Source organism: Devosia polycyclovorans, assembly GCF_042181575.1.
In the GTDB taxonomy this organism is placed as follows: domain Bacteria; phylum Pseudomonadota; class Alphaproteobacteria; order Rhizobiales; family Devosiaceae; genus Devosia; species Devosia polycyclovorans.
The window spans coordinates 40,001-60,250 of sequence record NZ_CP170082.1; the positions used below are offsets into that span (position 1 = coordinate 40,001).

Annotated in this window: 19 protein-coding genes (1 of these 19 running past the window's edge); 7 read left to right on the forward strand and 12 right to left on the reverse strand. The window is 62.2% G+C overall.

Features of this window, described 5'->3' with window-relative positions:
* The 6 genes from ACE4RL_RS00190 to ACE4RL_RS00215 all read right to left on the reverse strand — a co-directional run.
* On the reverse strand, positions 1-1,095 hold the 5' portion of the coding sequence (locus tag ACE4RL_RS00190) for a glycosyltransferase family 2 protein (protein WP_375598539.1). Its footprint begins 822 nt before the window's first position; 1,095 of the gene's 1,917 nt are visible here — the first part of the coding sequence; it begins with the start codon at positions 1,093-1,095; the stop codon falls past the left edge of the window.
* Between the two features lie 15 nt (positions 1,096-1,110).
* On the reverse strand, positions 1,111-1,761 hold the full coding sequence (locus tag ACE4RL_RS00195) for an acyl-homoserine-lactone synthase (protein WP_375598540.1): 651 nt from the start codon (positions 1,759-1,761) through the stop codon (positions 1,111-1,113).
* Positions 1,762-1,902: 141 nt separating this feature from the next.
* Positions 1,903-2,559, reverse strand: coding sequence for an autoinducer binding domain-containing protein (locus ACE4RL_RS00200; RefSeq protein ID WP_375598541.1), 657 nt, complete (start codon positions 2,557-2,559; stop codon positions 1,903-1,905).
* A 181-nt stretch (positions 2,560-2,740) separates the two neighbouring features.
* Positions 2,741-3,733: an Hsp33 family molecular chaperone gene (locus ACE4RL_RS00205; protein ID WP_375600199.1), complete on the reverse strand. Its 993-nt coding sequence runs from the start codon at positions 3,731-3,733 to the stop codon at positions 2,741-2,743.
* A 179-nt stretch (positions 3,734-3,912) separates the two neighbouring features.
* On the reverse strand, positions 3,913-4,845 hold the full coding sequence (gene argF / locus ACE4RL_RS00210) for an ornithine carbamoyltransferase (protein WP_375598542.1): 933 nt from the start codon (positions 4,843-4,845) through the stop codon (positions 3,913-3,915).
* A 128-nt stretch (positions 4,846-4,973) separates the two neighbouring features.
* A complete protein-coding gene (locus ACE4RL_RS00215; RefSeq protein WP_375598543.1) occupies positions 4,974-6,173 on the reverse strand; it encodes an aspartate aminotransferase family protein in 1,200 nt (399 codons plus the stop codon).
* Between the two features lie 385 nt (positions 6,174-6,558).
* Between ACE4RL_RS00215 and ACE4RL_RS00220 the strand changes: the two genes are divergently transcribed.
* The gene (locus ACE4RL_RS00220; protein WP_375598544.1) at positions 6,559-7,101 is read left to right on the forward strand and encodes a GcrA family cell cycle regulator; all 543 of its coding nucleotides are present in this window, start codon (positions 6,559-6,561) and stop codon (positions 7,099-7,101) included.
* Between the two features lie 150 nt (positions 7,102-7,251).
* Here the strand turns inward: ACE4RL_RS00220 and ACE4RL_RS00225 are convergent, their stop codons facing one another.
* Positions 7,252-8,544: a sensor histidine kinase gene (locus ACE4RL_RS00225; RefSeq protein ID WP_375598545.1), complete on the reverse strand. Its 1,293-nt coding sequence runs from the start codon at positions 8,542-8,544 to the stop codon at positions 7,252-7,254.
* An 87-nt stretch (positions 8,545-8,631) separates the two neighbouring features.
* Here ACE4RL_RS00225 and ppk2 point away from each other — a divergent pair, with 87 nt between their 5' ends.
* Complete coding sequence (gene ppk2 / locus ACE4RL_RS00230; protein WP_375598546.1) at positions 8,632-9,486, forward strand: polyphosphate kinase 2; 855 nt, start codon at positions 8,632-8,634, stop codon at positions 9,484-9,486.
* 94 nt (positions 9,487-9,580) lie between these two features.
* Here ppk2 and ACE4RL_RS00235 read toward each other — a convergent pair whose 3' ends face one another.
* Entirely contained in the window at positions 9,581-10,831 is a 1,251-nt protein-coding gene (locus ACE4RL_RS00235; RefSeq protein WP_375598547.1) for an aminopeptidase, read from the reverse strand.
* Positions 10,832-11,662: 831 nt separating this feature from the next.
* Here ACE4RL_RS00235 and ACE4RL_RS00240 point away from each other — a divergent pair.
* The gene (locus ACE4RL_RS00240) at positions 11,663-13,459 is read left to right on the forward strand and encodes an ABC transporter ATP-binding protein (protein ID WP_375598548.1); all 1,797 of its coding nucleotides are present in this window, start codon (positions 11,663-11,665) and stop codon (positions 13,457-13,459) included.
* A 31-nt stretch (positions 13,460-13,490) separates the two neighbouring features.
* Here the strand turns inward: ACE4RL_RS00240 and ACE4RL_RS00245 are convergent, their stop codons facing one another.
* The 4 genes from ACE4RL_RS00245 to blaOXA all read right to left on the reverse strand — a co-directional run bounded on the left by ACE4RL_RS00245 (position 13,491) and on the right by blaOXA (position 16,230).
* Complete coding sequence (locus tag ACE4RL_RS00245) at positions 13,491-13,673, reverse strand: hypothetical protein (RefSeq protein ID WP_375598549.1); 183 nt, start codon at positions 13,671-13,673, stop codon at positions 13,491-13,493.
* A 61-nt stretch (positions 13,674-13,734) separates the two neighbouring features.
* The gene (locus ACE4RL_RS00250; protein WP_375598550.1) at positions 13,735-14,280 is read right to left on the reverse strand and encodes a DUF924 family protein; all 546 of its coding nucleotides are present in this window, start codon (positions 14,278-14,280) and stop codon (positions 13,735-13,737) included.
* Between the two features lie 109 nt (positions 14,281-14,389).
* Positions 14,390-15,313, reverse strand: a complete 924-nt coding sequence (locus ACE4RL_RS00255; RefSeq protein WP_375598551.1) for a VOC family protein — start codon at positions 15,311-15,313, stop codon at positions 14,390-14,392.
* A 101-nt stretch (positions 15,314-15,414) separates the two neighbouring features.
* A complete protein-coding gene (blaOXA, locus tag ACE4RL_RS00260; protein WP_375598552.1) occupies positions 15,415-16,230 on the reverse strand; it encodes a class D beta-lactamase in 816 nt (271 codons plus the stop codon).
* 48 nt (positions 16,231-16,278) lie between these two features.
* Between blaOXA and ACE4RL_RS00265 the strand changes: the two genes are divergently transcribed.
* The 4 genes from ACE4RL_RS00265 (at position 16,279) to recQ (ending at position 20,124) form a co-directional block, all read left to right on the forward strand.
* Positions 16,279-16,854 carry a DNA-3-methyladenine glycosylase gene (locus tag ACE4RL_RS00265; RefSeq protein WP_375598553.1) on the forward strand — a complete coding sequence of 192 codons (576 nt, stop codon included), beginning with the start codon at positions 16,279-16,281 and terminating at the stop codon, positions 16,852-16,854.
* A 184-nt stretch (positions 16,855-17,038) separates the two neighbouring features.
* Positions 17,039-17,353, forward strand: a complete 315-nt coding sequence (locus ACE4RL_RS00270; RefSeq protein ID WP_375598554.1) for a plasmid stabilization protein — start codon at positions 17,039-17,041, stop codon at positions 17,351-17,353.
* A gap of 10 nt (positions 17,354-17,363) precedes the next feature.
* Positions 17,364-18,227 (forward strand): SDR family oxidoreductase, encoded by an 864-nt coding sequence (locus ACE4RL_RS00275; RefSeq protein WP_375598555.1) that lies wholly within the window; start codon positions 17,364-17,366, stop codon positions 18,225-18,227.
* Positions 18,228-18,276: 49 nt separating this feature from the next.
* On the forward strand, positions 18,277-20,124 hold the full coding sequence (recQ, locus tag ACE4RL_RS00280; protein ID WP_375598556.1) for a DNA helicase RecQ: 1,848 nt from the start codon (positions 18,277-18,279) through the stop codon (positions 20,122-20,124).
* Positions 20,125-20,250 lie beyond the last annotated feature (126 nt).

Below are 20,250 nucleotides of genomic sequence, written 5' to 3' on the forward strand. Positions count from 1 at the left end.
CAGCCAACCCTCCCGGCCGTTGTCGATGACCAGCCGCGCCTGAATGCATTCGAGCTCGGGATGCCTTCGGAACTGCTCGACCACTCGACGCAGTTGATCGGGCTCGGGCCGGTCTTCAGCGTCATAGACCACAACGAATTCCCCGCGACAAAGCGGCAGGACAAAATCGAGGGCCTTGGGTTTGGTGCGGGGCGCCGCGTCAGGCACGATACGAAGAGAGTAGCGTGGATCGCGCAGGTGGTGCTGCAGCGCCTTGATGGTCGCCGGTGAGCGGCTCTCCACCGCAAAAACGATGTCCAGCTTTTCGGGAGGGTAGTCCAGTTTGCCGAGCGTTTGGCAGAGTTGGGGTACCATGTTCGCCTCGTCCCGCAGCGGAACCAGGACGGAATAGACTGGAAGATCCGCGTCCTCTGTCCGGCGTCCCGGCGGCGGCTCGACGCGCATCGGCTGGAACAAGGCCAAGAGGCGCAGCAAGGTCGGCAGCATGACCAGGACACACCACAGTGGCGCCAGCAGCTCGGGCCCGAGCAGCGGCGTGGCCAGCAGACCCATGGTGCTCAATGCCAAAATGAGCGCAAACGCAACACGGACCGGAGCTGTCAGCTCCAGCTGCGCAGCGGCGCGCGGCCAGTACCGCGCCATGTTCTGCCGGGCGGCGTCGATAAGGGCGGGGGCGGCCTGCTGCACCAGGAAGGTCCTGAGCGCACTTTCTTGAACAAGGCAGATGTTGTGGCACAGTTCCGGGCGGTCGGCCCGGACACGTGCCAGCCTCAGAACACCGGCGAAGTCAGGCGAGACGAAGGCCACTTCCCGGTCCAGAATTCTGGTTCGGTAAACCCGCACCTGTCCCAGAGCCTCGAGGCGGCCTGGCTCCATAAGGGCACTGCCACCTCTGGGAACGGCATCAAAGAATGCGAACCCCGCCCAGCGCGCGGCCCGGGCCATGATCTGGGCCGGAGCAAGATCGAGCTGTATAGCGCACCAATGCAAGGGATCGACTTCCGAAGCCAAGGCCCGCTCCAGAGTTTGGCGCCCGAGCTCTTCACTCGATCCTGGGCCGAGAATGGCTTGCATCAGGGCAAGGGCCTGAGACATGCGGTACGTCCCTGCTCAGGCCAATTGCGGTCCGTCGGGCCACATGGGCGGTGGGGAAGAAAAAACCGGGATGAGCGGTTGGCTCATCCCGGTGCTGCGTCTCACATTGTCCAGGGCCTGCTCGGAAACGTCGATCCAGGCCGCGATAATTGGCTTGCCTTCGCGGAGCACGGGATCGCCCAATGGTGTAATGCGCCAGCCCACTGCGGTGCCATGTTCGATCATGGAGATGGAGGATACAAAGGTGATGAAGCTATATCCCTGCAACAGGGCATACTCCATCACCGCGCAGAAAAGGGCTGCAGACTCGGGAGCGCGCCGCCGGCCCTCACGTCGATCCGGATGCACATAAAAGCGCGTCCAATCGGCCCCAAGCGAGGGATGGGCGGGGAATTCTCCTTGCACTAACCCGTTAAAGACAGTCTGCAGCAAGTTCGGTCGATCCAGGGGCGTCAGGCGGGAGCCGCCAATGACGACGCCGGAATCGGAAATCAGCAAATGGGTCGCGTCGTCGTTGTCAAATTCATCGACATCGCGACCGTCGGGTCGCCGGAGGGCGTCCCAGCCGGCCAGATCAACAAATATTCTGTGGCGCAGGCGGTAGTTCTGCTCCAGCAAGTCACGTCCCTGCCGGTCCGCTGGGTTGCGAACAATGTGCAATTTCATCTGCCTGCCCCCAAGCATCCGGCATTGACGGCGCTATTAGGCACAAAGGCGACGCGAAACGAAATTGGTAGAAATCCCAGTTCCGCGCAAAAATTTCCGATCGGACAGCAAGTTACGCTGCTTTTACCTGGCTCGGCAGTGCTACAGCGTGATCAGCTTGTGCCGGATGGCCTCGACAACCGTATGGAGGCGATTGTTGGTGCCCATGCGCTTTTGCGCGTTTTCGCAATGCTGGTTGATCGTGCGCGGGGTCAACCCGGTAATCTCGGCGATTTCCACGGCGGTCTTGCCCATTGCCGCCCATTTGAGAATTTCCGCCTCGCGCGGTGTGATCACACGACGACCGACGGGCCGCCCGGCCGGCCCGTTGAGGTAGCGAAGTCGGCCATGCACATAGAGCGAGAGCAGGTGCAGTTCGAAGCGCTGCTTTTCGTCGAGATGGTCGGGGTTGCCGACGAGGGACACCACCCCCTGCATGCCGCCTTCCATGTGGACCGGGACGCAGAAGCCCTCATCCATACCGAATTCACGTGCTTCCTCCATCACCCGCCGGGCGGCGATGTCATTCTCCCGGTCATAGGGCGCCTCTGACCAATCGAAGGGGAGCGTGGTGGAAAAGCAATGCCGGGCGACTGGGTCAAGATGAACATAGCCCAAGCCGGTGTAGCGCTCGTACCACTCGTCCTGCCAGCCAGAAAGCAGCACGAATGGACGCACATCCATGCCGGGATCGGGGAGCCCGGAAACGATGAACCGCTCAAAGCCATAATTGGCGATGGCGCGATTCATGATGTCCATAATGGCGTTCGAAGAGGTTTGTTGCTGGATGTCCTCTATGAAGGACATCAAATCCGCATTCATCCCGGCAAGCCCCCTACAGCCGCTTGAGTAAGGGAATTTACCTTGTTCTCTTGCGAAGGCAAGTAGAATGGAGCCGGCGAATTCAGAAAAAGACCAGCTCCACAACAATTTAGCTCAGTTAATGGAAGTGGTGCGGGTTGAAGCGGTAAGCAGTTGAACAGAATTCACATACCACTTCGATTTCGCCATCCACCGCCATCTCCTGCCGCTCCGCTTCAGAAAAGCTGTTGGCCAGCATGTCTTCTATGCGGTCGGCCGAACAGGTGCAGCGCTCCTCAAGGTCCTGGGGCGGGAACACGCGCACGCCCGTTTCATGATAGAGACGGAACAGCAGTCGTTCAGGAGACAGATCCGGATCGGAGAGCTCAAGGTCCCCCACCGTGCCAAGCAAGGCCTTGGCTTCAGACCACCCATCCGCCTCGACGAAATCGGGATCGACCATGTCCGGGTTGTCGAAATCACCATCACCGGGCAGGTCTGCCATGGCGGAGATGCCATTGGGGGGCAGATGCTGGATCAGCATGCCGCCCGCCCGCCAGCGCGGACGATGATCACCTCTGGTCGACATCTGGGCAACAGCAAGGCGCACCTGGGTGGGGATCTGTTCGGACTGCATGAAATAGGTATGGGCCACCCCCTCAAGCGAGTCTCCGTCCAGCGCAACGATACCCTGATAGCGTTCGGTATGCGGGCCCTGGTCGATGGTCATGGCGAGGTGCCCCTTGCCAAGCAGATCGGCAGGGCTGGTCTTGCCGGACTCGGCCGCCTTGACCAGAGCGTCCTGGTCGAAACGGGCATAGCCGCGCATGCCGTCGGGCGCATCGAAGTCGACCACGATCAGATTGACCGGGCCATCAGTCTGGGTCTGCAGGATGAAACGGCCCTCGAATTTGAGCGACGAGCCGATCAGGGCGGACAGCACCACGGCTTCGCCCAACAGACGGGCAACCGGCAAGGGATAATCGTGGCGACTGAGAATGGCATCGAGTGCTGCGCCCAAACGCACCACGCGGCCGCGGGTATCGAGCTTATCGAGGGTGAAAGGCACCACGGCATCATCACCGGTCTCGGGGCGATCGAGGCCCAGGCTAGCGAGCAGGTTGTCGGTCATGGTCGGTTCCGTGGTCATCTTTGTCTTGTCTCTTCAAAGGCTACGCCTTGCGGCCCAAACGCGCTACCCGGCGACCTTGAACAAAGGTGTTGCCGGATCCGCCATCCATTCAAACAGACGCCCCCGCTTGCGCGGGGGTGACATTTGCGTGGTTCAGCGGGAGACGAGCCGGTAGCCCGTCAATTCGTGTCGACGCCAAAGGCCCAGCACAAAACGGCTTTCTGGGCATGGAGGCGGTTTTCGGCCTCGTCAAACACCACCGATTGGGGACCGTCAATCACCTCATCGGTCACCTCATCGCCCCGATGGGCGGGCAGGCAGTGCATGAACAAGGCGTCCTTGTTCGCCAAGGCCATTAGATTGGTATTGACCTGATAGGGTTTCAAGATGCGGCGCCGCTCGGCAGCATCGGTGTCGCCCATCGACACCCAGGTGTCGGTGATGACCAGGTCAGCTCCCTCAACGGCTTCGCGCGGATCCTCGACCATGCGCACGGCCGAACCAGCCCGCTTGATATCTTCCTTGAGATCCTTTTCGGGGCTGTATTCTTCCGGCACCGAAATAGTCAGCTCGCAGCCGAACAGCTCGGCCGCATTGACCCAGGAATGCAGCACATTGTTGCTATCACCCACCCAGGTCACCTTTGCGCCCTTGATGTCGCCGCGGTGTTCCTCGAAGGTCATCAGGTCCGCCATGATCTGGCAGGGATGCGCACGGCGGGTCAGGCCATTGATCACCGGAACGGTGGCGGCTTCGGCCAGCTCAAGCAAGTCGGCATGGCTGAGAATGCGGATCATGATGGCGTCCACATAGCGGCTCATCACCTGGGCAGTGTCGGCCAGGGTTTCTTCGCGGCTCAACTGCATTTCCTGGCCGGAGAGCATTAGTGTCTCGCCGCCAAGCTGGCGCATGCCGACATCGAAGGATACGCGCGTGCGGGTCGACTGCTTGTCAAAGATCATTGCCAGCACCTTGTCCTTGAGGAGCTGGGGCCGATCGCCATCCTTCAGGCGCGCCTTGAGGGCGCCGGCCTGGTTGAGCATGCCGCGCAATTCGGCATAGGAAAAATCGTCGATTGAGAGAAAATGTCTTTGGGTACCGGTCGAGGTCATGGGCCGGGGTCCTTTTGTGACGCTGGATTGGAATGGACGAGAGGCGCTCCGGAGGGACGAGAGCCCCCCGGACAAGGATCAGGGACCGCCTCGGCGCCGTCCGAAATGATAAAATACCAGCATGACGATCAACTCGCCGACGCCGTGGTGGCCGTTTCGGCCTCGATCGCGTCGAACGCGGCCGCGATGCGGTTCATGGCGTCCTCGATGTCCGCTTCGGTGACGATGAGCGGGGGCAGAAGCCGCAACACATTGTCGCCAGCGCCGATGGCGAGAAGCTGATGATCGTCGCGCAGGCGGGCGACGAAGTCCCGGACCGGAGGCGCGATCTTGATGCCAGCAAGCAGGCCCTTGCCGCGCAGTTCCAGAACGTAGTCGGGATATCTTTGGGCAAGCTGCTGCAAATGCCAGGCGAGACGCTGCCCCATCTGGGCGACGTGATCCATGAAGCCCGGCCCCTGGATGCGGTCAAGCACGGCATTGCCCATGGCGCAGCCCAGCGGGTTGCCGCCATAGGTGGAGCCATGCGTGCCAGGAACCATAGAGGCGGCCGCTTCCTCGGTGGCGAGGCACGCACCAAGCGGGAAGCCACCGCCGATGGCCTTGGCGACAGCCACGATATCGGGCGTGATGCCAGCCCATTCGAAAGCAAAGAAGCGCCCGGTCCGGCCAAAGCCACACTGGACTTCATCCAGGATGAGCAGAAGGCCGTGCTCGTCGCATATCTGGCGCAGACCCTGCAGGAATTCCGTGCTCATGGCGGTGACGCCGCCCTCGCCCTGTACAGGCTCGATCAGAATGGCGCAGGTCTGCGGCCCGACCAGGGCCCGAACGGCATCGAGGTCACCTGGCGCGGTGTGCTTGAAGCCCGGCATGGGCGGGCCGAAGCCTTCGAGATAGCTCGGATTGCCGCCGGCCGCGATGGTGCCCAGGGTCCGGCCATGGAAGGACCCGGTGAAAGCAATCACCTCATAGCGGTCAGGTTCACCCTTGGAAAAGAAGTGGTGGCGGGCCGTCTTGATGGCGCATTCGAGCGCCTCGGCGCCTGAATTGGTGAAAAACACCCTGTCGGCGAACGTGGCGTCAACGAGCCGCTGTCCCAGCCGTTCCTGCTCGGGAATGGTGAAGACATTGGAAGTATGCCAGACCTTGTCTGCCGCCGCCTTGAGCGCGCCGACCAGATGTGGATCGCCGTGGCCCAGCGCATTGACCGCGATGCCGGAGTGGAAATCGAGAAATTCCCGGCCATTCTGGTCGTACAGGCGCATGCCCTCGCCCCGCTCGAAGGCGAGATCGGACCGGGCATAGGTGCCGTAGAGCGCAGACATGATGGATTTCCCCTTGGGCTGAACAATGGTTGGCGATGAGCGTGGCAAAGTTGCCACAGAAACCAAAAACGCGCCCTCTCGGCCGCGCGTATGGGCCCGAGAAATAGGCGAAATCGCCGCACAAAGTCAATCTCGTACCGGGCAAGTGCCTGATTTGACTCAAGGATCGTTAGGGTAATTTTAACCAATGAATAAACGGGGAAAATCGCCCCCGACTCTTGATCCTGATTCCGCCGATAGCGTAATCTCACAGGCGTTGGGGACACGATATCTCGTGTGGCGGACCCGCTCAACATACGAGCTGTAGAGTCGATATGGCGGCCAGTGCCACTCTGGCTGCACAATGAAGGATTCTGTTTTGACAATGGTTTCAGGAGCGCAACCGATGGGCTGGACGGACGAGCGCGTCGAACTTTTGAAAAAGCTTTGGATGGAAGGGCTCAGCGCCAGCCAGATTGCGGCTGAACTGGGCGAAGGGGTTACCCGCAATGCCGTGATCGGCAAGGTCCATCGCCTCAAGCTTTCTGCCCGGGCCAAGCCCACCAACACCGCTCCGCGTTCGCGCCCGGCAAGCCGCCCATCCGCGCCGCGACGCATATCATCCACCTCGTCTGCGAGCACCAGCACGATGAGCGCCAAGCCGCGCGTCACCATGTCCCGTCCGCAGGTCATGGGCGCGACTGCTCTGGCTGCAAGCCCGGAAATGGATACTGAGCTCTATGTGGCACCAGCTGCAGCAGAGCTCTTCATTCCCGAGGACAAGCGCCTTAGCCTGCTGCAGTTGAGCGAAAGCACCTGCAAGTGGCCGATCGGCGATCCGCTGACCAAGGACTTCTATTTCTGCGGCCAGCACAGCCTGGAAAGCGGCCCTTATTGCGAGTTCCATTCGCGCCGGGCCTATCACCAGCTCGACAAGAAGAAGCGCTGAGGCGCTGACAGAGCTGTAGAAGAAGGCGCCGCGGGGCGCCTTTTTTGTGTGCCTGGCAATCTGGTCATTGGCGGTCGCTCCACTGATCTCTCACGACTCTGTTCTACGACCTCGCTAGGCCGACGGGGATAAGAGGGGCAAAAGAACGGCTCAGGGCAGCAGGATTTCCACCCGCAGGCCTTCGCCGGGCTTGGAGCGAATGCTCATCTGGCCGCGATGGCGCTGGATGATGTGCTTGACGATGGCGAGGCCCAGGCCCGTGCCCTTCTTTTTGCGGCTCGCCTCGGCGTCGATGCGATAGAAGCGTTCGGTCATGCGCGGTACGTGTTCGGGCTCGACGCCGGGACCGTGATCGGTAACGCTGACCAGGTGCTTGAGGCCCGAGCGGTCGATGCCGATCAAGTCAACTTCGACCGTCTTGCCGTCGGCGCCATATTTGATAGCGTTCTCGATCAGGTTCTCGAACACCTCATAGAGCTGCCCGCGATCCCCGGTGACGGTGACTGGCGCCTTGGGCACGGTCAGGATCACATCGATCTGGGCGGCCTTGGCCTGGGTCTGCAGCCCTTCGCGCACTTCGCGCAACAAGGCGGTCAGATCCACCGTACCGGTGGGCCGCACATGCTGGTGCATTTCGATGCGCGAGAGGCTCAGGAGGTCATCGATCAGCCGGCTCATGCGCTCCGCTTGCGTGCGCATGATGCCCAGGAATTTCTCCCGCGCCGCCGCATCGCGGGCCGCGGGTCCGAGCAGGGTATCGATAAAGCCGACCAGCGAAGCGAGCGGGGTGCGCATTTCGTGGCTGGCATTGGCGATAAAATCGGTGCGCAGCGCGTCAACGCGCTTGAGTTCGGTCAGGCTCTGGAAGGTCACCAGCAGTTGCCGGTCCTCATCAGCAAACCAGTCACGGTCCGGACGGCGGATCGGCGCGACCACCACGCGATCCCAGGTTTCCGACGGAACAGTTTCGTGCAGCTCGAAGCTGCGCGGCTCACCCGTGCGCTGCGAGCTTTCGATGGCGGCAACCAGGTCTGGATTGCGCATGACCAGTGTCATGACCCGCCCCAGTTGCAGGCTGGGATATTGCCGGGCCGCTGCACCATTGCGATGCAACACGGCGCCCCGGCCATCAAGCACCAGGCCCGGATCGCCCAAGGCCTCGACGAAGGCCGGGAGCATGTCCTGCTCGACAACGGGCTGGACCGGCGCCGGAACCGGCACTTCCATGGTGCGCGTGACTGTGACAACCGGCTGGGGCAGCATGGCGACGAAACCGACAAGAACAAGATAGCCGATCAGGGCAAGATCGATGCGCAAGCCGCCAAGCACCACAAAGGCGATGATCAGACCCGCCGAGCCGAGCAGCAACGGCACCTGTCCGGCAAGGCGCACCAACGCGTTGGCCGGCCTGCGTGTCAGATGAGTGGTTCTCAGATCGTCCATGTCGGGAGGTCGAATCAATGCAATGGGCCCGCCTCTTGCGCGGGAAGCGGGTTCATAGCACGGTCTATGTGACAACGGAGAGACAGCGTGACCGATCCCATCGACGGCTTTGATATCAACGACCCGGACCTGCCCAAATCCATCAAGAAGGCGGCGTTCGGATCGGGTGCCTATCCGTATGAGGATAAGCTCGACAAGGATGATTATGACACGCAGTTCTACAAGCTGCAAAAGCAGTTGGTGCTGCATCAGGCGCATATGGCCAAGGCCGGCACGCGCACGATCATCGTCTTCGAGGGGCGCGATGCTGCGGGCAAGGGCGGCACGATCAAGAGGTTCCTGGAAAACCTCAATCCGCGCTACAACATCATCGCCGCGCTGCCCAAGCCCAATGACCGGGAGCGCACGCAATGGTATTTCCAGCGCTATGTCGACTGGCTGCCGGCAGCGGGAGAAATGGTGCTGTTCGACCGCTCCTGGTACAACCGGGCGGTGGTCGAACCGGTGATGGGGTTCTGCACACCGGAGGAAACGACGCGCTTCCTTGAAGAGGCGCCGGATTTTGAGAAGCAATTGACCCGGGACGGGATCAAGATCTTCAAGCTGTGGCTCTCAATTGGCCGGGAAATGCAATTGAAACGGTTCCATGACCGGGCCCATGACCCGCTCAAGACCTGGAAGCTCTCACCGGTCGATCTTAAGGCCCTGACCAAGTGGGAGGAGTATTCGGTGGCCCGCGACCGGATGCTCGAACGCACCGACAGCAAACACGCGCCCTGGACGGTGATCCGGGCCAATGACAAGAAGCGCCTCAGGCTCAACGCCATTCGCACCGTGCTGCATGGGCTGGACTATGAGGGCAAGGACGAGGCCGAGATCGGTGAGATCGACCGCAAGCTGGTGCTGAGCGCGGAGGAATTCCTCAAGTTGAAGGGGGAGTAGGAAGCCCTCACCCCCACCAAGCTCTGCTACGGCCCTGCGGGCCGAGCGGCGCTACCTCCCCCTTCCAAGGGGGAGGTGAGATCTTAGGGCGCAATCAGAACGCCCATTCGCCCTTGCGCATGACGGGCTCGGTGGTGCCGTCGGCGTGAACGCCGTCGATATCGACCTTATCGGAGCCGATCATCCAGTCGATGTGGATGAGAGACTTGTTGCCGCCCTGGGCGAAAATCTGATCCGAGGTCAAATCCTTGCCGCCTTCGAAGCAATCGGCATAGCACTGACCCATGGCGATGTGGCAGCTGGCGTTTTCGTCGTAGAGCGTGTTGTAGAACAGGATGCCGGAACCCGAGATCGGCGAGGAGTGCGGCACCAGGGCCACTTCGCCGAGGCGCCGGGCGCCCTCGTCGGTGTCGAGGACCTTGTTGAAGACGTTCTCGCCCTTGGTGGCCTTGAGCTCGACCATGCGGCCTTCTTCAAAGCGGGCCTGGATGTTCTCGATCAGCGTGCCATTGTGCGAGAGCGGCTTGGTGGCCGACACGGTGCCCTCGACGCGGAGGCGGTGGGGGGTGGTGAAGACTTCCTCGGTGGGAATATTGGGATTGCAGGTGACCCCGTTCTTGGCTTCCGAGGCGCCGCCCTTCCAGCGATGGCCATCGGCGAGACCGACGGTGAGGTCAGTGCCCGGACCGGTATATTTCAGCGCGGAGAACTTCTTGCCATTGAGCCAGGTCCAACGAGCCTGAAGGTTGGCATTGTGCGCCTTCCAGGCGGCGATGGGATCATCCTGATCGACGCGGGATGCCTTGAAGATGGCGTCGGCCAGCTTGGCGATGGCCACATCTTCGGGATCGTTGGGGAAGACCAGCCTGGCCCAGTTGGGCGTGGGGTAGGAAACGATGTTCCAGTTGATGGCAAAGCCGGTGATCAACTCAAGCGCCGGACGATAGGCGGCCGAATTGGCGCGGTTGGCGCGGGAGACCTTTTCGGGGTCTTCATTGGCCAGCATCATCGGGTTGTCGCCGGAGATGGCGAGACGCGCCGCATTGTTCTTGTAGGCCTCGGCCATGCCGGCATAGAGCCAGCCGGCGGCGCGATCAAAGCTGGCATCCTTGGCATGGCGGAAGCGGGACAGGGTCGCTTCTTCGTCGGAATAAATGGTGGTCACCAGACCCGCACCGGCCTTGTAGGCATGTTCGGTGATGCGGCGCACCAGGGGCGCGGCGGTCATCGGGGCGGTGATGATGAGGTCCTGACCCTCGGCCAGTTGCAGGCCGACCTTGATGGCCACTTCGCCGAGCTTGTCGAGCTTGACCGGATCGATGGGGGAAGTACTGGAATTGCTCACGGGGCTGATGCCTTCTTGCTCTTGAATCGATTGGCGCGAGCCTATCGTTCCGCCGCGCGCCGCGCCACCCCGGGAAAACCGCGGCGCAAGAAGACGTGCCGAAGCCTCGCATGGCGCGCGGCGCCTGCGATTGCTGCGGTCTGGGGCGAGCTTCGCCTCGGTGCCGGTCGTCCGGCGAAAACAACAGGTGAGACAAACCTCGCCCCAGACTCCGGAGGCTCGTCGACGGACTGAATGGCGGACTTGCGTCCTCGTCTCCGCCCATGAGGACTGCGTCGTCTTCGCCCTGCTGGCGACGTGGCAGTTGCCGAACCGGTGCAGCCGGAACGGCTCGACATGGAACCTGCGGAGTGAAACAGGTTCATTCAGTGGCCCGCCGGCGGAAGACGGGCGACCCCATCTCCATCCGGACCTCCGCACCGACCGTTCGTGGCGCCCGCGCAGCTTGTGCGGAGGTGGGGCCATTGTGCCGCAGCTTGCACGCGCGGGGATAAGTTGCCCCCTGTGGCGTTCCTGCATCACCAAAGCTGTCGATCACATTTATGGCATTGGCAAGGGCGAACGGTTTGGCTACAAAACGTTCGCCGCTTCAATTTTGAACCAGGGGAGGCGTTGCATGACAGCAGTGATGTATTCTCCCCTCGCGGGCAAGTTCCGACTTTAGGCCCTTGCTCCCCGTGGTCCGCCTTTTTGGCCTGACCACTCGCGGTTTTTCCGTATTTCCCAGCAGTTGAGCCAGCCTTCGGGCGTCATCCGTTCAGGCCCAATCTGCGCTCTTTCATTCCCCTTTTTGAGGAACCGGACGCCGGAAAACGGCACCGGACACACCAAATGAGTCGAAAGAAGCTCGATTTCCGTGCCGACGCCTTTCGCAACGTGCTCGGCTTTACTTTCAAGCATTGGCAGGGTCAGCCTTGGCGCGTGGCCGTCATTGCCCTTCTGGTGCTGCTGGCCACCCTGGCCGAAGCCCTGAGCCCGCTTTTTGCCGGCCAGCTGGTCGACGCAATTGCCGGGGGCGGCAATGACGCCCTGACTGCGGCGCTGACCGCCTTCATCACCATGTCGGTGCTGTACCTGGCTTCGGTGGTGCTGCGCCAGTTTGTATTCTTCAACATCATTGCGCTGACGCTCAAGATGATGGGCGAGATCGCCGCCAGCGCCTTTCACCGGGTGCAGCGGTTCTCGACCGACTGGCACGCCAATGCCTTTGCCGGTTCTACCGTGCGCAAGATCACGCGCGGCATGTGGGCGCTTGACCTGCTGAACGATACCTTGCTGGTGGCGCTGCTGCCCTCGACCATCATGCTGGTGGGCGCAACGCTGATCCTGGGTTCCTACTGGCCGGTCATGGGTCTGTTGGTGGGTGTCGGCTCGGTGATCTACATCGGGGTGACCATGGCGCTCTCCACCGGCTATGTGGCCCCAGCGGCCACGCTGGCCAATGCCTGGGACACCCGGATGGGTGGGGCGCTGGCCGACGCGGTGAGCTGCAACAATGTGGTCAAGGCCTTTGGCGCCGAGACGCGCGAGGAACAGCGGCTGCACCAGGTGATCGGCAAATGGGACCACCGAACGCGTCGGACCTGGAAACGCGGCACGCTGGCCGGCGGTGTGCAAGGGGTCATGATGGCCAGCATGCAAACCGCCATTCTGGGCCTGGTGCTATGGCTGTGGACGCAGGGCCAGGCGACGCCGGGCGACATCGCCTTCGTCCTGACCATGTTCTTCCTGCTTTCGGGTCATCTGCGCGATGTGGGCATGCATATCCGCAATCTGCAGCGCTCGGTGAACGACATGGAAGAACTGGTCGCCCTTTATGCCCACCCGCTGGGCATCGACGACAAGTCGGGCGCCACACCGATCAATATCGGTGAGGGCGGGATCAAGTTCGACCGCGTGACCTTCCAGTATGGCGCGCATCCGACGCCGCTTTATCGCGACTTCTCGGTTGAGATAAAGCCGGGCGAACGTGTGGGCCTGGTGGGGCATTCGGGCTCGGGCAAGACGACCTTCGTCAAGCTCATCCAGCGGCTCTATGACGTCAGTGACGGGGCGATCACCATTGATGGCCAGAACATTGCCGAGCATCAGCAAAGCTCGTTGCGAGGCCAACTCGCCATTGTGCAGCAGGAGCCGATCCTGTTTCACCGCACGCTGGCGGAGAATATCTCCTATGGCCGGCCGGGGGCCAGCCGCGGCGAAATCATCGAGGCGGCCAAACAGGCCAATGCGCATGACTTCATCATGGGCCTGCCCAAGGCCTATGAAACGCTGGTGGGTGAGCGCGGCGTGAAACTGTCGGGTGGCGAGCGGCAGCGCGTTGCCATTGCTAGGGCGTTCCTGGCCGATGCACCGATCCTGATCCTGGACGAGGCGACCTCAAGTCTCGACAGCGAGAGCGAGGTGATGATCCAGCAGGCTATGGAACGGCTGATGGAAGGCCGGACCACGCTGGTGATTGCACACCGTCTGTCCACGGTTCGGGCGCTCGACAGGTTGCTCGTCTTCGACAAGGGCAAAATTGTCGAGGAGGGCAATCATGAACAGCTTATCCGGCTCAATGGCGGCATCTACCGCCGGCTGTTCGAGCGGCAGGCGCTGGAGCTAACCAAAGGTCTGGTCGCGTAGGCAAAAGAAGGGGCGCCACGGCGCCCCTTTCTCAATCCGGGGGGTTCTTGTCCTGCTCTTCGTAGCCGCGCCTGGTTTCCACCTCGGTAGCGACCTTCTCGGAAGGGGTACGGTCTCGATTGCGGCGCATGCCATAGGCCATGGCGCCACCAAGTACGATGACGCCGACAGTCAAGACAATCAGCCATAGGGCGGGTCCGGTGACGAAATCCATGAGGTCTCTCCTTTAGAAAGACCAACGCAAGGCATTCGGATGCGTTGCACCCTGCCGAGGGTTAGAAAACCCGGTCGCCCTGTTGGTCCATATAGGCCAGTTCCTCGGCCGTGCTGTCCCGCCCCAGCGCCTTGTTGCGGAAAGGAAAGCGGCCGAAGCGGGCGATGGTCTCGCGGTGCTTGACCATGTAGTCGAGCGCATCTTCGTTGCCGAAGTTTTCGAACAGCCGAACGCCCTCGTCCTGCATGACCAGGGATTCAGCGTGCATGAATGGCATGTAGATGAAATAGGCCCAGTCATGCGGCACGGCCACGTCATGGCCACCGGAGATGGCTTCCTGTGCCAGGACAAGTGCCATCTTGTCCTGCGCGAACGCTTCGGCGCTGCCGCGATGAAGCTGACGGGAGAACTGATCGAGCACCACGATCTCGGCGAGGCGCCCTTCGGGGGTTTCGCGCCAGGCCCAGGCCTCGCCCCGCGCGACCTGGGGATGGAGATCGGCGAAGCGATCCGCCAGGGCCGCGTCGAATTCCGGCTTGCCGCCGAACCAATCGTCCCGCCCGTGTTCGACGAACCAGAAATCGATGACGTCCTGATAAGATTGCATGCGGCGCTCCTGTGGTCTTTTGGGGTGACACATCACCCTGGCCTTGGATCGCAGGGGCAGCACCCCCGGGTCAAGTCCGGGGACGCTTTGGCATTGCGCGCCCTCAGGATCAGGCCGCCAGTTCGAGCCGAATGCGATTGCCGGAGGGGTCGCGGGTTTCGACATCGTTGCCGATGACGTCGAGCGGTGCCCCTGCTTGCTCCAACCGCTCCTTGAGGGCCGCCAGGCTCTCGGCGTCGGGCAGCACAATGGTGAACCAGCGCAGGCCCGCGCTGCCGGCCGGGGGCAGGCCGGCATTGGGCCCGGACCAGACATTGAAGGCCAGAGTGTGGGGCATGTAGTCGAGCCCCACATCGCCCATGCCAAAGGACTGGATCAGGAGGAACCCGGCAAAGCCGAGCACGTCGCGATAAAATTCCATGGCCACGTTGAGGTCGTTCACGTGCACATGGACATGGCCGATGCGGGTGCCCGCCGGCATGCGTGACGCCAAGACCGGGTTCTCACCGAGTTCGGCCAGGAGGCCATCGAGATCGATGGGATCGCGGCCCGAATGGGGTTTTCCCTCGGTGGTGACCGCATAGGTTTGCCCCTCGTCAGGATCGCCCAGAGTGCCGCGCCAGGGGGTTTCGAAGGTGATCTCGATGCCGTTGCCGTCCAGATCCCAAAGGTAGATGGCTTCGGAGACCAGATGGTCGGTCGGCGAAATGCGGACATTGCGCTGCAAGGCGCGCACCGCCATCTGTGCCAGATCAGCTCGCGTGGGCACGTGGATGGCGACATGGTAAAGGCCGATAGTGCGGGGGGTCACCGGGCGGGTGGCGCCGGTTTCAAGCACGATCAACGTCTTGCCGCCCGCGCCCATGGACAGAGCGTTGCCGTTTTCGGAGATGAGGTCGAGCCCAACGACATCCTGCCAGATGGCCAGCGCTTTTTGCCGCTCGGTGACGGCGATGTGGACCGGCCCGAGCGTCGTGCTGAGCGGCAGGACAGGTTTTGAGCGGACATTGGTCTGTACGGATGTGTCGATCATCTCGACCTCCCTGGAAATTATCTTGCCCGATATGTAGTGGCCCGGTGCCAAGTGAGATAGCCGATACTGACGAAGGCTGCGTTCGACAATCCGCTCCAGTTTCAGAGGCCGGCCCGCGCCGCTATGCCTGGCCACTCGGCGATCAGTCCGTCGCGCGCCCGCAGACCACCAGTGATCTCGTGACGCTGGTCGTCCTGATTGAGCCGGGCGAACACCACGCGCCTCTCCTCCTTTTCGGCCCAGCCCACATACCAGCCCCAGCCACGCGCGTAGTCGAAGCTGTAGTCCGCGCGTCGGGGATAGGCCGACCCCGTCTTGCCCCAGATATTCCAGCCTTCGGCGGCGCGCGGGCTTTCGAGCAAGCTTAGGGCACCATCTATGGCGTCGTTGGAAACCGGCAATTGCCGCTGGAGGAGCGCAGCCAGGAAGCCCGCCTGTTCCAGCGGCGAAATCTGCAATGAGGAGGAAATCCAGGACCGCTCGAGGCCGTTATCGCGACCGGGATCGCCAGCGAAGTCAGCGTTGCCGTAGCCAAAACTGCGAGCGAAAGCGGTGAGCTGCTCGATCCCCAACTGCTCGGTGATCCTTTGAGAATACCAGACGTTGGAATTATGGATCCACATGGTGGGGTCGGTGTCCTGGCGCCAGGACTTGATCCAATCGGCATAGCCCTGTTTGAAGGGCAGCCGGGGTTCGGTGGCCGATTTCACTATGCCCGCTTCAAAGGCCATGACGGCAAGGGGCAGCTTGAAGGTCGAGGCCGGGGTGACGCGGGTCTGGCAATCGCCTTCGGCGAGCAGCACGGTGCGACTGACCGGGTCGGCGACCAGCGTGCAGATCGTATTGGCCGCAACTGGCAGAGCTGCGAGCAGCGGCCAGAGCAGGGCAAGCAGTGCGAGGAGGAAGTTTTGACGCATTCGAGTTCTCCAAACAGAGCGTCTGCAATTGATGGAAATTCCGGCCAAATGTCGGCCATGCTGGAAAAAAGCTTCTTCGACCGGCCGGTTGTGGCGGTAGCCCGAGACTTGATCGGCGCCAGCATGCTGTTCGAGGGCGTTGGCGGGCGCATTGTCGAGGTGGAAGCCTATGACCCAACCGATCCGGCGTCACACAGTTTTCGCGGCCCGACGCCGCGCAACCGGGTGATGTTCGGGCCGCCGGGGCATGCCTATGTCTACAAGATCTACGGCATTCACTATTGCCTCAATTTCGTCTGCCAACCCGGCAGCGCCATCCTGATCCGGGCGCTCGAGCCGTTGGCGGGTCTCGACACCATGCGGGCGCGGCGCGGTGGATTGGCGGATCGACAATTGTGCTCTGGGCCAGGCAAGTTGGCGCAGGCGCTGGGGATTGACCTAAGGCATGACGGGTTGGCGCTGGACGCGCCGCCATTTGCGCTTGGGGCCCGCGATGCGATGCACTCGATAGCCACCGGTCCGCGCATTGGCATCACCAAAGGCGCCGAGACGCCTTGGCGTTTCGTACTGGCCGGGTCGCGCTTTCTGAGCCGGCCCATGGCGAAGGCGCAGCCCGATTTGTGATCAGCATGGCCGCAACCGGTTCCAGGCTCCCTCGTTGTCAGGGCAGGCCGGTGCGCGTCAACCGGACACGGCGGCATAGGGCTTTTGGTGTGGTTTTTCCGGTTTCCCACATCAGTCATTCCCCCCCATTGACGCAGGCCCTTGTCCCGCCCGCACCGGCCAACACACAATGCAGGAGGCCACCATGCCCCAAGGTGACAAGAGCGCCTATACCGACAAGCAAAAGCGCAAAGCCGAGCATATCGAAGAAGGCTACGAAGAGCGCGGCGTCTCCCACAAGGAAGCGGAGCGGCGGGCTTGGGCCACCGTCAACAAGGATGACGGGGGCGGCAACAAGTCCGGCTCGGGCCGCGGCACGCACACTGACAATCCCGCCGCGCACAAGGGCGGCAAGAAGGGTGGCGAGGCGTCTGCCAACCGCCCCGCCGCGGAGCGATCCGCATCGGCCAAGAAGGCCGCAGAAACCCGCAAGAGAAACGAAGACCGCGCGCACCACTAGGAGGCCGCTGATGTCCGAAGAATCGAACCAGAACACCAACCCGCCCCAGATGCAGGATCATCAGCCGGGGCGGGAAACCGAGATGCACCCCAAGCCTGACTATATGCCCAAGTTTCCCGGCAATGGGCGGCTCAGGGACAAGGTCGCGATCATCACCGGGGGTGATAGCGGCATCGGCCGCGCCTGCGCGGTGCTGTTCGCCCGTGAAGGGGCACAGGTTGCGCTGGTCTACCTGGAGGAAACCGAGGACGCGACGATCACTGCCGACGCGGTGAAGGCCGAGGGCAAGGAAGCGCTGCTGCTGCGCGGTGATGTCGGCGACAAGGCCTTCTGCGAAACGGTGGTCGGTCAGGTCATCGAGAATTTCGGCAAGCTCGATGTGCTGGTCAACAATGCGGCCGAGCAGCACATGGAGACCGCGCTCGAAGATATTTCCGAACAGCAGATGCGCCGGACCTTCGAGACCAATTTCTTCGGCTACATGTTCATGACACAGGCCGCCCTGCCCTATCTTCGCGAAGGCGCCTCGATCGTCAACACGACGTCGATCACTGCCTATCGCGGCTCACCCAGCCTGATGGACTACGCCTCGACCAAGGGCGCCATCGTGGCCTTCACCCGGTCGCTTTCGGGAAGCCTTGCCAAGAAGGGCATCCGTGTGAACGGGGTGGCGCCTGGACCGATCTGGACGCCGTTGATCCCGGCCAGCTTCCCGGCCGACAAGGTCGCTCAATTCGGCGCCAACGAACCCTTGGGGCGCCCGGGACAACCCAATGAAGTGGCCACCAGCCATCTGTTCCTGGCGTGCGACGAGAGTTCCTACATGACCGGACAGGTACTGCACCCCAATGGCGGGGAGATCATCGGGGGTTAAACCGGCGGCGCCGGTTGCCTCGGGAATCCGGCCATGATTCAAAAGGGCTGTGGAAGCCCTTGAGTCGCTCGACCTGTTCTCGCCCCATCGCCACGAGCGGCCCAGCCCGCTCGCGGTGCTGCGCGACATCTTCGGGCACAAGGCGTTTCGCGGGCAGCAGGCCGATGTGATCGAGCATGTGGCAGACGGCGGCGATGCGGTGGTGTTGTTTCCCACCGGCGCCGGCAAGTCCATGTGCTACCAGATCCCGGCCATCTGCCGTTCTGGGGTCGGTATAGTCATCTCGCCGCTGATCGCGTTGATGCGTGATCAGGTGGAGGCGCTGAAGCAGGCCGGGGTGGCGGCCGCGGCGCTCAACTCCTCGCTTAGTGCCGAAGAGAGCGCCGAGGTCCGGCGGCAATTGCGAAGGGGCGAACTCGATCTGCTTTATGTGGCGCCCGAACGCGTGGCGACGCCAGGTTTCGCCAATATGCTGGCCGATACGCAGATCGCGCTGTTTGCCATTGATGAGGCCCATTGCGTAAGCCAGTGGGGGCATGATTTCCGGCCCGAATATCGCGAGTTGATCCACCTGGTGGAGTTGTTCCCCGGGGTGCCGCGCATTGCGCTGACCGCCACCGCCGACCCGACAACGCGCGAAGACATTATCGAGCGCCTGGGGCTGGAACAGGCCGAGGTGTTCACCACCAGTTTCGACCGTCCGAACATATCCTATTCAATCGTCGAGCGGGAAAAGCCGCGCGAGCAGCTGCTGGAATTCCTTGGTGGACACAAGGGTTCGAGCGGCATCGTCTATTGCCTGAGCCGGGCCAAGGTCGAGGACATCGCCGACTGGCTGAGCAATAAGGGCATCCGCGCCCTGCCCTATCATGCCGGGATGAGTGCCGAATTGCGCTCGGCCAACCAGGACGCGTTCTTGAAGGACGAAGGGCTGTGCCTGGTCGCCACGGTGGCCTTCGGCATGGGAATCGACAAACCCGATGTGCGCTATGTGGCGCATATGGATTTGCCGGCTTCGATAGAGGCCTACTATCAGGAAACCGGCCGCGCCGGGCGCGACGGCCAACCGGCCGATGCCTGGATGAGCTATGGCATGGCCGATGTGGTGCAGCGCCGCCGCATGATCGATGAGGGCAATGCACCCGATGAGGTGAAGCGCGTCGAGCATGGCAAGCTCAATGCTTTGCTCGGCGTTTGCGAAACCGCCTCGTGCCGGCGGCAAGCTATTCTCGCGCATTTTGGTGAAACCTATCCGCAGCCTTGCGGCAATTGCGATACCTGCCGTTCGCCGGTGGAAAGCTGGGACGGCACGGACGCCGCCATCAAGGCGATGGCTGCCATCTACCGCACCGGCATGCGCTTTGGCGCGGCTCATATCATCGATGTGCTGATGGGCAAGGAGACCGAGAAGGTTACCCGCTTTGGCCATCAGCATCAGAAGGTGTTCGGGCAGGGCAAGGAACTGGATGCGCGGGCCTGGCAATCGGTGGTGCGGCAATTGACGGCCATGGGCCTGATCGTGGTTGACCACGCCAATCACGGCGCGCTGACGCTGAGCGAAGCAGCCCATGCGGTATTCAAGCGCGAACGCAATGTGATCCTGCGCAAGGACCGGCCGAAGAAGTCGGTCGAGGTGCGCCGCTCGCTGGCACGGTCGGTGGATGTGCCCGAACATGCCAAGCCGCTCTTCGAGGCGCTGCGCGAGGAACGGTTGCGGCTGGCCAAGGCGCAGGGCGTGCCGCCTTATGTAATCTTCCATGACGCGACGCTGAAAGCCATGGCGCTGGCACAGCCCAAACACCCGCATGATCTCTTGAACCTGCCCGGTGTGGGTCAGGGGAAGCTGGACCGGTATGGGGACGAGTTTCTGGCGGTCGTTAGGGGCTTTGGGGGATAGTATGAGTTGGGCCACGCGCTTGCCATTCGGGCGCAGCCCTCATGGCCTTCTCCCCTCAAATTGCTCTACTGGAGCAACCTGCCCTTTGGATCGGCTCGAAGCCCCCTCATCCGGCGCTGCGCGCCA